Annotated in this window: 12 protein-coding genes; 3 read left to right on the top strand and 9 right to left on the bottom strand. The window is 57.1% G+C overall.

Annotated features, from left to right (window positions below; all coding sequences use genetic code 11):
- Positions 1–135 precede the first annotated feature (135 nt).
- The 6 genes from M3A44_11295 to M3A44_11270 all read right to left on the bottom strand — a co-directional run bounded on the left by M3A44_11295 (position 136) and on the right by M3A44_11270 (position 7,593).
- Entirely contained in the window at positions 136–1,566 is a 1,431-nt protein-coding gene (locus M3A44_11295; protein MEQ6342211.1) for an efflux RND transporter periplasmic adaptor subunit, read from the bottom strand.
- Complete coding sequence (locus tag M3A44_11290) at positions 1,556–2,812, bottom strand: TolC family protein (protein MEQ6342210.1); 1,257 nt, start codon at positions 2,810–2,812, stop codon at positions 1,556–1,558. The genes M3A44_11295 and M3A44_11290 overlap by 11 nt, the downstream gene beginning before the upstream one ends.
- Positions 2,813–2,988: 176 nt before the next feature.
- On the bottom strand, positions 2,989–3,486 hold the full coding sequence (locus tag M3A44_11285; GenBank protein ID MEQ6342209.1) for a cytochrome c: 498 nt from the start codon (positions 3,484–3,486) through the stop codon (positions 2,989–2,991).
- Positions 3,487–3,502: 16 nt separating this feature from the next.
- Positions 3,503–4,180 (bottom strand): DUF2231 domain-containing protein, encoded by a 678-nt coding sequence (locus M3A44_11280; protein MEQ6342208.1) that lies wholly within the window; start codon positions 4,178–4,180, stop codon positions 3,503–3,505.
- Between the two features lie 195 nt (positions 4,181–4,375).
- Positions 4,376–4,753, bottom strand: a complete 378-nt coding sequence (locus tag M3A44_11275) for a hypothetical protein (GenBank protein MEQ6342207.1) — start codon at positions 4,751–4,753, stop codon at positions 4,376–4,378.
- A 32-nt stretch (positions 4,754–4,785) separates the two neighbouring features.
- Positions 4,786–7,593, bottom strand: a complete 2,808-nt coding sequence (locus M3A44_11270) for an AMP-binding protein (protein ID MEQ6342206.1) — start codon at positions 7,591–7,593, stop codon at positions 4,786–4,788.
- Between the two features lie 252 nt (positions 7,594–7,845).
- Here M3A44_11270 and M3A44_11265 point away from each other — a divergent pair, with 252 nt between their 5' ends.
- Together M3A44_11265 and M3A44_11260 are read left to right on the top strand one after the other, a co-directional pair.
- Positions 7,846–8,193: a Rieske 2Fe-2S domain-containing protein gene (locus M3A44_11265; protein MEQ6342205.1), complete on the top strand. Its 348-nt coding sequence runs from the start codon at positions 7,846–7,848 to the stop codon at positions 8,191–8,193.
- Between the two features lie 95 nt (positions 8,194–8,288).
- On the top strand, positions 8,289–9,275 hold the full coding sequence (locus M3A44_11260) for an RluA family pseudouridine synthase (protein MEQ6342204.1): 987 nt from the start codon (positions 8,289–8,291) through the stop codon (positions 9,273–9,275).
- Between the two features lie 35 nt (positions 9,276–9,310).
- Here the strand turns inward: M3A44_11260 and M3A44_11255 are convergent, their stop codons facing one another.
- Positions 9,311–10,477, bottom strand: coding sequence for an IS4 family transposase (locus tag M3A44_11255; GenBank protein MEQ6342203.1), 1,167 nt, complete (start codon positions 10,475–10,477; stop codon positions 9,311–9,313).
- A gap of 350 nt (positions 10,478–10,827) precedes the next feature.
- Between M3A44_11255 and M3A44_11250 the strand changes: the two genes are divergently transcribed.
- Complete coding sequence (locus tag M3A44_11250) at positions 10,828–11,397, top strand: DUF1003 domain-containing protein (protein MEQ6342202.1); 570 nt, start codon at positions 10,828–10,830, stop codon at positions 11,395–11,397.
- Positions 11,398–11,640: 243 nt separating this feature from the next.
- Here M3A44_11250 and M3A44_11245 read toward each other — a convergent pair whose 3' ends face one another.
- Positions 11,641–12,072, bottom strand: a complete 432-nt coding sequence (locus M3A44_11245; GenBank protein MEQ6342201.1) for a DUF1841 family protein — start codon at positions 12,070–12,072, stop codon at positions 11,641–11,643.
- 5 nt (positions 12,073–12,077) lie between these two features.
- Positions 12,078–12,710, bottom strand: coding sequence for an endonuclease III (gene nth / locus M3A44_11240; protein MEQ6342200.1), 633 nt, complete (start codon positions 12,708–12,710; stop codon positions 12,078–12,080).
- Positions 12,711–12,726 lie beyond the last annotated feature (16 nt).

The following is a 12,726-nucleotide window of genomic DNA, read 5'->3' as shown; positions in this document are numbered from 1 at the left end:
GCCGCCAGGCACTCATTAAAAAATGCGTTGTGTTGCTACGCAACGCTTGGTGGGTTACGGCACATACTGCGTGCCTAACCCACCCTACATTGAGGTGGGGCAGGGGGGATTTCATGGTCATGATGTTGATCATCTTCAATGCCCCGCGTGGTCTTCAGGTGTCTGTGTGGTATTGCCACCCTCCAGTCGGCTCATGGCGTTCTTGAAGCTGGCCTCCGCATCGAGCAGGAATTGTCCGCTTAGTACCACCTGCTGTCCTTCCTCCAGTCCTTCAAGAATTTCGGCAAATGCCTCGTTTTCCGCCCCCACGCGCACTGCAACGGGTTTGAAGCGCCCCTCGCCCAATGCCACTATTACCACGTCCTGCGTGCCGGTGCGCAGCAGCGCCTCGCGCGGCACGGCGAGGGCCTTTTCTTTGGGTGAGGACTGGATGCTGGCGTTCACATACATGCCGGGGCGCAGCACATTGCCCGGATTGTCAAACACCAGCCGCGCTTGCACGGTGCGGCTCTGTGTATTGAGGGTGGGGTAGAGGTAGTCGATGCGCCCATGCCACTCGCGCCCCGGCATATAGGCCAGGCGCAGCGTGACTGCATCGCCTTGTTTGACGAAGGGAAGTTGGCTGGCGTAGACCTCCACATTTACCCAGATGCGCGACAGGTCGGCCAGGTTGTAAAGGCGGGTGTCGGGAGTGACATATCCTCCCTCACGCACGTTCAACTCCGTGACAACGCCGCTGTGCGGGGCATAAAGCTTGATAGTGCGGCGTGCCGGTCCGCCCTGTTCCAATCCCTGAATTTCGGCGTTCGAGACATCCAGCAGCCGCAGCCGTGCACGAGCGGTTTCCAGCAATGCCTCGCTATCCTTCACCAGTGAGGCATCAGTAAAGCGTTTGGCTCCATTGAGTGCTACTCGGAATTCTTCCTGGGCGCCGACCAATTCAGGTGCGTAGATCTCCGCCAAGAGCTGGCCACGCTGTACGGGGTCTCCCACGGCTTTTACAGAGAGGCGCTCCACCCAGCCGCTGATCTTGGGATTGAAGAAGCTCACGCCGCGCTCGTCGAAGGCCACAGTTCCCACCGTGTCGATAGACGTGGCGAACGGCTTGCGTTCCACGGTGCCAATGCGCACGCCGAGATTTTGCACCACGCGCGGGTCGATCTCCACCAGGCCTGTGGCTATCGCCCCCCCGGCATAGACAGGAATGTAATCCATACCCATATCGTCTTTTTTCGGGGCGGGGGAGGTGATGTCCGGGTTCATGGGATTACGATAAAACAGTATCGTGCGTTCACCCTGCGATTGCGGGGATGCCTCGGTATAGACAGGGATATAGTCCATCCCCATCTCGTCCTTTTTCGGCGCAGGGGAGGTGACGGCGGGATTCATCGGCGCACGGTAGAACAGCACCTTGCGTTCTCCTTGGGCCGTAGGGCCGGGTTTCAAGCTCGTCGCTACTATCTGGGGGGATTGCGAGCGGTCTTTCATCAGCCATCCCAGGCCGATGCCAATGGCGATACTTGCCGCCGCCACACCCAGTAGCAAGGGGGTTTTGTTAGTGCTCATGAGCTGATGTCTCTGTAATAGTGGTGCCCAGATAATTCAATTCGGCGGTGGCTATCCACGCATCGACACGCAGCCGCCACAGCCGCAACGCATAATCAAGGCTAACCTGGCGCGCGCGCAGCACGCTTGCCATGTCCGTCTTGCCGGTGCGATAGGCGGCAAGCAGGGCGCTCACGGTTTGTTCGGCCTGCGGCAACAAGGTCTGCTCAACAAGAGACAGGCGTGATTTGATGCGCGTGTATTCGGCATAGCGTGTGCGCGCATCCTGATCCAATTGCAGTAACAGATCGTCGCGCTGATAACGCAGTGCAAGTAGACGTGCCTGACGCTCCTGGGCGCGGGCGTCCTGGCGCTGGGCAGTCCACAGCGGCAGGCTCATCACCATCCCGGCGGAGAACATGTCCGGTATTTTGGTGCCGCCCATGTCGCGGGCGGCACGATAGCCGTACATCGCCTCCACGCCGAACTCGGGGTAGTAATCGCGCCGTGCTGCGGCCAGATCCAGATCGGCGCCGCGGATCTGCGCATCCAGTGTGGCGACTTGGGGATGCTGGGGTAGCGTTTTCATCAGCTCCGCGTCGGTATGTACCGTAGGCGGTGCGGGCAACTCCTCCGGCACGGCGATGGCCGCGGCGGGCATGCCGATCAGTCGCGCCAGACGGCTCTGCGCCACGCTGCGCGCCGAGAGAATAGTTTCTTCGCGATCACGTAGGTCATCCCGCTCCAACTGTGCTTTCAGCACGTCGGCCTCTTGCGTGAGCCCCACGCGATATTGGGCGCGGGCCGCCTGCACGATCTGGTCGGCGATCTCGTAACTTGCGCGTACCACGGCCAGTTCACGTTCCTGGAAATAAAAATCCAGCCAGGCCATGTGTACCTCGTGCCGTATCCGTCCCCGCAAGTCGCGGTCTTTGGTCTGGGCGGCGGTTGCCTCCTGTTCGGCGCCCTGTTGCAGCAGGGCGCGTTTGCCTGCGGGAGGGAACATCTGGGATACGCCAAATGTCACCATGCTCATCTCACTGCGGTTCAGGGCAAGGCTGTCCACTGGCACATTTTGCATGCCGAAGCGCGCTTGCGGATCGGGCAGTTGGCCCGTGGACCGGGCGCGTGCCCGCGCCTCTTCGATCTGCGCGGCAGATTGCGCAAGCAGCGGATGACGTTGCAGAGCCAATTGCTCTGCGGCGGGGAGGGTTAGAGTCATGATGTCTTCCGCTGTTGCCGTGGAGGCTGCCAAAGTCAGCCCCATAGCCAGCATCAGGAGAGGGCGTGTTCGACAAATCCCCCCGCCCCCCCCTTTTCCAAAGGGGGGGGTGTTCCCCAAATCCCCGCGCGTGCGCCTTTTCCAAAGGGGGGGAATCTCTCCCCCTTTATTGGTGGCGCAAGGGAGCAGGATGCCGCACAATTTTTTAATCAACGTTCTCATCACTGCTGCTTCTGGTAACTCTCATCAACGAATACACTGCCCACCGTGTGCTTGGTGACCCATTCGGCGTAGAGCTGGTCTGGCCACAGCGATTGGAACCAGGCCATCACTGCGGTGATCTGCTGGTCGGTGAGCTTGTTCTGAAACCCCGGCATATCGCCCTTACCAAATTCGCTACCGTACTTGATGTGGTTGTGCAACTGGTTGCGCGAGCTATGCCATTCCCGCCCTGTGCCGTTGAGTGGCGGCGGCAGATATTTGCCTTGGCTCATGGCCGAGAGCCAATTGGGACTGCCCTCCGCCTTGGCGCCGTGGCAAGCCGCGCAATGCTCTTTATAAAGCTGTTCGCCCTGCGCGATCAGCTTCGGGTCGAGGGTGCGTTTGACATCCACGCCGGTCATGGTGGTGATGGTCTTCTGCGGCGTATTTACTCCAGAATCGCAACCGCCAAGTGTGGCCATGCCAACCACTAAAGGCAGCCAATATTTTTTACTCATTGAAGCTATCTCTCCGTTAGTGTGTATGTGGTTTTGCCGGATCGTCGATGTGTGTGGGCGCTTTTTTCGCCGGTTGGTCATGCGGTTCCGCCTGCTGTTCGTCATGTGTATGTTCATCCTCGTGAGGAGAATGCTCGCCCATCGTCGCGTCCGGCGCGGGGGCGGCGGGCATGGCATCGCTACTGTTGCCGTGACCATGGCCGCCGCCATCGGCATGGGAATGTTCGTGGCCTTCGCCTTCCGCCTTGGGTAGCGACTTTACGCCCAAGCCGTAGCGGTAGACCAGTTCCGCGCCGTGCCAGGCAGTGGATAGCAGCAGTCCGCCGGTGAGCAGCAGCAATCCCAGGAATATGACATTGATCTTTGCCCCCGCACGGTATTTCCACCACGACCACAGCGCGAGCGGTATCACCACGCCGAGGGTAACCAGCGCCCAATTACGGTGTTCGATCATCGCCTCGTGCGACGGGGTGTCATGATTCACACTATTGAATGCAAACCACCCTGCCACGCCGGTGATGACGGCAAAACCGGCGCCCAGCCACAGATTCCAGTAAGCCACGGTGAGCCACTGCTCGCGCCAGCGCTGATTTTTCACCAGATAGGCCAGTAGAAAAAAACCTATCGAAGTGCTGAGCAGACCCACCGTGAAATGGACAAAAATTGGATGCCAATTGGGAATGATTTCGATCATGGCTGTGCTCCCTTGAGTTTGCTACAGTGTGTGCGAACAAAAAATAATAACATGCACGAGATTTCCGGAGCCTCTGGATGAGGGCGTTGTCCGTTCATGACGATCATGTCAGTAGATTCGCAGGGCGAACCCTACGAAATTAAACGAAGTTAACGGGTTTTCCGGTGCCGCTATTGTGCATCATGCACATCGGGCTTAGAGGATGTTTCTGGGGGGTTTTGTTGCGGTGGGGATGATGATGCCGGTGACTATAACGGTTAAAGTGGATCGGGGTGTGGATGGGCTCACGTGCGTCATGTCATGACGTGTTGTGATCAGCGCGAAGCAGCAATGCGCGCCTGAGGAACAATCGTGCGTGCCACTTTTGGTGGGGTGGCCTTTTTCACATTGATCGGCATTGGATGCGGCATCGTCCATATCGGTGTGATGATGGCTGTTGCCGATCAAGCCGGAAGTAGGGGAGGCCTGCTCTGCCATGGCGGTATGAATTCCGGCATAGGAAATCCTCATCGGCACCGCCATTAAAGTGAGGGCCAGAAGCACGGTGATGATCTTGTAGATTGCTTTTATCATTGCAGATAAGCATAGCCCGATTCAGATTTTTGTCAACCAGAAGTCAGATCCGGCTCTCCACAAAAGCGCAGGATCTCCGCGCGGGTGGCATTGCGCAGTTTGATGGCGGCAGGCCAATCGGGGCCTTCCGGTGTGATCGGTGCGCTGATCGTGATGCTGATCGAACCACGGCGTGGAAACCACTGGTCGGCACGCAGGATGTTACGGGTGCCGCGAATGATTACGGGCGCCACCGGCACACCCGCCTGCGTGGCCGTCACGAACGCGCCCATGCGGAATGGTAGCAATCCCGGCATGCGGTCAAAAGTCCCCTCGGGAAAAAATATCAGCGATTGACCAGAGCGCAGGATTTGCAGGAGCTGTTTCACATCTTCAACGCCTTGCTCAAGCTCGAAACGCTCCACGAATTCCGCGCCGATATGCTCAAGGTATACGCGGGGAATCATGCGCTCTCTCAGCTCCCGTTTGGCGACAAAGCTGAACTGCTTTGGCAGGGCGGCCACCAGCAGGATGCCGTCGAGATAACTGGCGTGATTCGCCACCAGTATGCACGGCCCATGCGGCAGGTTTTCCAAGCCTCGCACCACAAACGGCGTGCCGGACAGGCGCACGAAGAGTCGAGCCATGATGCGGCTGATAGCCCAGCCCCAGGCGGGACGCGGCAGTAGGGCGGCCATCAGCCATGTCAGAGGCGCCAATACCCAGAACAGGAACCATGTGTAACTGGCAAAAAGGATGCCGGACGCCAGGCGCAGCGAGCGCCGCAGCTGCGGTGCAACACCGGCCCACGTCAGGCGTGCAAATTGCCACCACACCGCGTGTGGCTGCCGACCTGTGGTTCCGCCTTTTTCGTAAAGCTCGCGGCTGGCTGCGCGGCGAATCTTGCCGCTGGAGGTTTTGAGTACGGTGTGCGGCGGAGCCAGAACGATGTCATCCGGCGGCTCGCCCAGCAGGTTCATCGCCAGGGCGTTGATCTCCCCGCGCAGTTTGTCCAGCACGATGGCCTCGGTCTCGCGCGTCTCCGCCAGCACGATGAGGCGTTCCGTGCCGGAGGCGGGGCCGGGGCTGCCGAACACCGCGACACAGCCTTTGCGCATGCCGGGGATGTTGCCCACGGCTTCTTCCAGTTCATAGGGGTAGATGTTGCGCCCGGCGCGGATGATGATGTCCTTGACGCGGCCGGTGAGATAGATATCGCCAGCGGCGATGTAGGCAAAATCGCCGGAATCCAGCCACTCACCATGAAACAGACGGCGCGTCTGCTCCGGGTTGCGGAAGTAGCCGCTGGTGGTTGAAGGCCCGCGGAACTCCAGTCGTCCCTCTTCGCGTTCGCCCAGTTCGTGGCCGGTGGCATCGACGATACGGATCTGGTGGCGAGGCAAGGGCTGGCCACAGGCCACGAAGCGCAATGCATCTTGGTCTTCTTCACTGGCGGGGATGGCTTTGCCGGCGCGCATGAACGTATCGCGCTTGATGCGGTCGATGATTGGGCCGCGGCCGGGGGGCGGAAAGGCCAGGCCTACAGCGGATTCGGCCAGCCCGTAGACGGGTGCGATGGCTTCATGGCGCAGGCCGTAGCGGGCGAAACGCCGCTGGAAGTTGACGATAGTGTCAGGGCTGACCGGCTCGGCGCCGTTGAAGGCCATGCGCCAGGAACTGAGGTCCAGGCCCTCGATGGCGTGGTCGCCAATCTTGCGCAGGCACAATTCATAAGCGAAATTGGGCGCCGCTGACAGTGTGCCGCGGTGCCGGTGGATGGCCCACAACCAGCGCTCCGGGCGGGCCAGAAAGGCGAGGGGAGACATGACAACAAAAGGGATGGCGTAGTACAGGCTGCCGAGCCATGCGCCGATCAGCCCCATGTCATGGTGCAAGGGGAGCCAACTGACAAACACATCCGTGGAGTCCGCCCGCGTCGCCTGTCCCATGGCGCGGATGTTTGCCAGCAGATTGGCATGAGTCAGCACCACCCCTTTGGGATTGCCGGTGCTGCCGGAGGTGTATTGCAAAAAGGCAATGTCCTGGGCCTTGATGACGGGGACGCTGATGGGGCTGGCGAGCACAGTGCGGGAGACCGAAAGCTCCTGCACCGTGGTCACGCTGTGCAGTCCCTCCACTTGGGATTTGAGCAGCCGTGCCACCGCCTTGGCCTCGGGTACGGTGATCAGGATAGAGGCAAGGGCGTTGTTCAGAATGCCCGCGTGGCGGCGCAGATGATCCTCAATCTGCGACAGGCGCGCAGGCGGGTAGATGGGCACCGGCACGCCGCCGGCGAGCAGGATGCCGTAAAAACAATAAAAATAATCCCGGCTGGTTGGCAGCATGATAGTCACGCTTTGCCCAGGTTGCAGGCCATGCGCACGGAGCCCCGCCGCCACAGCCTCTGCTCCCTGGCGCAGGGTGGCATAGCTGATTTCCTCGCTGGCTTCTTCAGAAAGAAGGATGATATGTGTGCGCTGCGGATGGTTGGCTATGTGCCAGTCCAGGACATCCAGGAGGGTAGCTGCGCGGTCGGGTTCTGCCTCAATCCGTTCCGTCGCCACCTCCCGGATCTTTGCCGGGATGGCAGCGTGAGGAGCAGCGGCAGAGGCCGTGAGCACTGCACGTTGCAGGTCACGTGGCGTCTCCACTGCCGCCAATGTGTGCTCCGGCAGGCTCACGCCGAATGCCTGCTCGATACGTAGCAGCAGTTCCACTCGCGCCAGACTGTCGAAACCCAGATCCCGATCCAGCGAGCTGTCGAGCGTCAGCGCTGCTCCAGCTTTTTTATCGGGATGTAACTCGATGCCGAGCTGGCGCACGGTGTCGAGCAGTATCGGGGTGAGATCATCCGCGTCCATTCGTATCCCGCACCTCTTTCAAGAAATTGGTTGGTAATACTTTTTCTTAAAGTAAGGTCATTATGCACTTGTATTGATCGTGTCGGCCAGATTTGGGATGCGCGCGCCTCTCTATGCTAGGCGTCGTCGCTATCGACCGGTAATCGCTGAATCTTCATGCGAGATGTTTAAGGCTATAATGGAGGATGTTTGGGTGCGATGCCGATGCTCGGTATCACTGGTCTTAACGGATGATTTCATGGGGAGAATGCGATGGCTTTCAATTATGTGGCGGATGAGCGTGATATACCCGTTGGTGAAAAAAAGGTGTACCACGCAGCGAATGAGAAGATATTGCTCATCCATCTTCCTGATGGTTTTTATGCCACACAGGCAAAATGCCCTCACATGTCGCTGCCGCTGGAAAAGGGACACATCGTTGGCGATGGCCATATCCGTTGCCACTTTCACCGTGCGGAATTTGATGTCAGGACGGGCGCAGTATGCGAGTGGGCGAACTTTCCGCCCGGCATACAATTGCTGAATATAATCCGTGGCGAAAAGCCGCTGAACACGTATAAAGTCAAGGTTGAAGATGGGAAGGTGTATGTCGACTATTGATGTTCGCCCGTTGAACCTGCTCAAGATCTTGCTGAAGGGCGCATCGCGGCGTTGGAAACGGACTCAAAATGCGGGGCCGGGGAGCGGCAGACTACATGCACACTCCTCTTTTTCGTCCGTTTCCGCCTTGCGCTGCATCCCTTGATCGAGATCTTGAACAGGTTCTTACAGTGACGATCCGCAACGAAGGCTGCGAGTATCGCGAACGGATCGGCCCCGAAGCCGAAGCCCAGACATTGCTTGTCTATCTGAGCTATCGTTATCGCCACTCATCCCCTGCGGAATGGGAATCGCGTATCGCGTCCGGCCAGGTGCTTATCGATGCGATGCCCGCGCATCCCGAAACCGTGCTGCGCCGCGGCCAAGACCTCGTATGGTGGCGCCCGCCTTGGGATGAACCCGACGCCCCAGTGTCATTCACCGTGCTTTATGAAGACGAAGATTTGCTTGCAGTGGCCAAGCCTGCGGGCTTGCCGACGCTTCCGGGCGCTAATTTTCTACAAGCGACCCTGCTTTATCAGGTGCAAACCTATGCGCCCGACGCCGCCCCGCTGCATCGTCTGGGCCGATGGACATCCGGCCTGGTGTTGTGCGCCCGAAACCGTGATGCCCGCACAGAATTGATGCGGCAATGGTCGGCGAAGGAGGTCGGTAAACGTTACCGTGCGTTAGCCGACGGCAATCCAGGCTGGGAAGAGCTCACCATCACTGCGCCTATCGGCCCGGTTCCGCATACATTGCTCGGTTCCCTCCATGCCGCCACAGCGACAGGCAAACCCTCGTTATCCCAGGTGACCGTCCTCGAACGCTACGCGGACTCTTTTCTTTGTGACGTGCGTATTGCAACGGGTCGGCCTCATCAAATTCGCATTCACCTCGCGGCGGCAGGGCATCCTCTGGTGGGTGATCCGCTTTATATTGCCGGTGGACTCCCCGCGCCGGGGACGCATGCCGTGCCCGGCGACCCGGGCTACCATTTGCACTCCGCTGAACTGGCTTTTCGCCATCCGCGCACGGGGAGTGAGGTTGTAATCGAGTGCGAGCCTCCGCCGTCATTATGTCTTTCATCAGATGCGCGGTAACTGTTTTAAGAGCAATATCAGAAGTGTCCGGTAATTTAATTGAATAGATTCAATTGGTTATTGTCTTTCTGCATGCTCATTTGCGTCTCCGCATTTTTAAGTAATTGATCGAGTGGCGTTTTCTCGAAAAGAGTCAGGCTCAAAATCTGTAGGATTGTGTAAAGCGAAGCCTCGGTATTGAGCCGCTTTTTCACGATGGCGACCACGACGTAAACCGCGATGGCGATCCATATTTGCGTCTTGACTGCATTCTCGGTGGTGCCATAGAACCGCTTGATTCGAAGATGCTGTTTGATCCACTTGAAGAATAGCTCGACCTGCCAGCGGCAACGATAAAGCTGAGCGATGGTCAGCGCAGGCAGGTCGAAGTTGTTGGTCAGAAAGACCAGAAACCTGTCGTGTTCGGCATCGTAGAACTTGATGCGTCGCAGGTGCTGCGGGTAATCCTTGCTGGCCTTGCGAGCAGTCAATGCAATGGTCTGGTCGCAGCGCAGTCCAGTGGACTTGTCCACGGTGCGAGAGTAGACGCGACGAAAGAGCAGATTGGATTTGCCACGGATGACAAAGAACGCCTGTGCTTGATGCAGGGTGAACCAGCGAGCGAAGTCGGTGAAGCCACGATCCATGATGTAAAAGCTGCCGGCTTCGGGTATCAGGATATCGAGCACATTGACCTCGTGCATCTTGCCATCGCTGATGTGGATGAAGGTTGGAATGTTGCCGCGCAGGTCGAGCAGCGTATGCATCTTGACGGCAGCTTTGGTGGAGCGGAAGCGTGCCCACGGAAAGACGCTCAAGCACAGGTCGATGGTCGTGGTATCGAGTGCGTAGACCGTCTGTTCCAGTTCGACCGCAAAGCTGTCGCTGGCGTAAAGCTTTCTGGCGGTCTGGATTAAGCTCATCGCGAAATCCGCGTAGATGCGACAGTCGCGTTGCTCGTTGGCATCGGCCAGCGTGCTCTTGGCGATGTTGCCTCGTATGCCCAAGTGATAGAGCTTGGCTTGGTGGGCGCGCAGACAGGTTTCGATGTCGCGCAGGCTTTCGCGGTAAGTCAGCTGCGCGAACGCCATGCAGAGAAATTGATCGAGATGCGAAAAAGTCTTGGTGGGATATTTGGAAGGGTAGCGCTGCACGCAGCGACGGAATGTGTGAAGGGACAAATGCTCCATGAGTTGTGCGAACACCAACTGGCCTGAATACATGACGGAAACTCCTGGGGGGAAAGCCCCAGTTTCCCAAAAAATTCACGTTCAAGTCGGTGACACCCCTAAACACACACTTTCCTATTCAACATCATCATGTTATATAGCCGTCTTTGCGAAATTGCCGGACACTTCTGGAGCAATATATAAGGAAACTCTGAAAAATCCATCCTTGGATTTTTCAGAGACGAAAACCAAAAAATGTGATTTTTGTTTTTCTTCATTTCTCGAACACTTACGTGTTCGAGAAATGGCGGTGCATCCATGCACCGCACGGAACCTCTAATAAATCAGAGGTTTCACAACAATATAAAACAACCAAGGGCATCAGTCTTATGCAGCCGAACCCTGTGAATAAAGCCGCGAAAAATAAAGAGCGCGCAGAAAAAAAGCCGGCACTGGCCAGCGTCATCGAGCGCAACATTCGCACGATTATCCATCTGCGCATGAAGGCTGAGCGCGAGCGCAGCGTGCAAGACAAAATCGCCGATGCTATTACCTCTTTTTCGGGCCGCATGCTGTTTGTCTATGTGCATGTCGTGTGGTTTGTCCTCTGGATTTTGCTTAACACCGGGCAATTTGGTGTGCCTGCCTTCGACCCATTCCCATACGGGTTGTTGACCATGGTTGTGTCGCTGGAAGCGATTTTCCTTTCAACCTTTGTGCTGATCAGTCAGAACCGTTTGAGTGTAGAGTCTGAGCGGCGTGCCGATCTGGATTTGCACATCGGTTTGCTTACCGAACATGAATTGACGCGAGTATTGCAAATGCTCGATGCGATACAGGGAAAATTGGGCATCGAAAATGATGTTGAAAGCGACCTGGCAGACCTCGAAGTGGAAACCAAGCCGGAAGATGTGTTGGCGGAAATCGAGCGTCTGCAACAGCGCTCGGCCGCCGGAAGATCTCCCACTGGATGAATCTGACCCTCTAACGGGACAGTACTATAGAAGAGTTAGGCAATCTAAAAAGAGCAGTTACTTTTCAATGCAGAGGCAACGCGTTACATCATGTGCTCATTCTATTTCTGGTCATGGAGGGCGGCCAGAGGGAAAGTTCTACGGGCAGGGTGAAGGTCAGCAAGATTTTGCTTTGCACTACATCCCTTTATCACTTTGTGACACGGTAGGACGAAGGCGGTTTGGTGAAAAATCTCCTCCACCCTACGCATTTCGCGACCTCAAACGATCCAGGTAACCGATCTCATCCGGCGCAGTATTGTTGCGTTGCGCCTGCCAAATCATCTCCGCCAGGCATTCCGCCATGTGGTGTTCAACGGCATGAGCATCGTGCAGGCGAGTCAGTAGTTGTTTGTAGAGATCTCTTATTCCTGTTGGGCGGTCTGTGGCGAGTTGTTCGCGTATGGCAATGTGCATTCCCATATGAAGAAAGGGATTGGTTTGCCCCAGTTCCGGCAGATAATCCTTGTCCCGAGAGGCATCTTCATTTTCCAAAAGCGCATGATATTCCGGGTGCTCAAGAATGACACTGGCGAGCATTTCCTCCAGTGGTTCCAGCGGTAACTTCTCACGGTGTTTGCGCCATGCCTCAAAGTAGACGCGGCGAAGCTGGTCACGGTTTTGTCCGAATAGCATAATGATTACTCTGTCTTGTCTGGATATTCACACAGGTCATAAATAATACACGAAGCGCAACGTGGTTTGCGTGCGATGCAGGTATAGCGTCCGTGCAGGATTAGCCAGTGATGGGCGTCGTGCTTGAATTCATCGGGCACTGCTTTCAATAGTTCCTTTTCCACCGCCAGCACAGTTTTGCCGTGGGCGAGTCCGATGCGGTTGGCGACTCGGAAAATGTGGGTATCTACTGCGATGGTGGGTTGGCCGAATGCGGTGTTGAGGATGACATTTGCGGTCTTTCTGCCCACGCCCGGCAGCGCCTCCAGCTCCTCGCGCTCTGCTGGAACCTGCCCGCCGTGTTTTTCCACCAGGATAGCGCACGTTTTTATGATGTTGTGCGCCTTGCTATTAAAAAGGCCAATGGTCTGGATGTATTTTTTCAGGTTTGGTTCGCCCAATTCCAGAATGGCTTGCGGTGTGTTGGCAACCGTGAACAGTTTTTCCGTGGCCTTGTTTACACCCTTGTCTGTCGCCTGGGCAGAAAGAATCACCGCGATCAGCAGTTCAAATGGTGTGGTGTAATTCAGTTCGGTAGTCGGGTGAGGATTGGCCGCCTTGAGGCGGGTAAATATCTCGCGACGTTTGCGTGGGGTCATGGACGTTTTGTCATAC

The sequence above is a fragment of the Gammaproteobacteria bacterium genome, from assembly GCA_040183005.1.
GTDB lineage: Bacteria > Pseudomonadota > Gammaproteobacteria.
The sequence above is the reverse complement of the archived record's forward strand: the minus strand, read 5'-3'. Positions and strand labels throughout refer to the sequence as shown.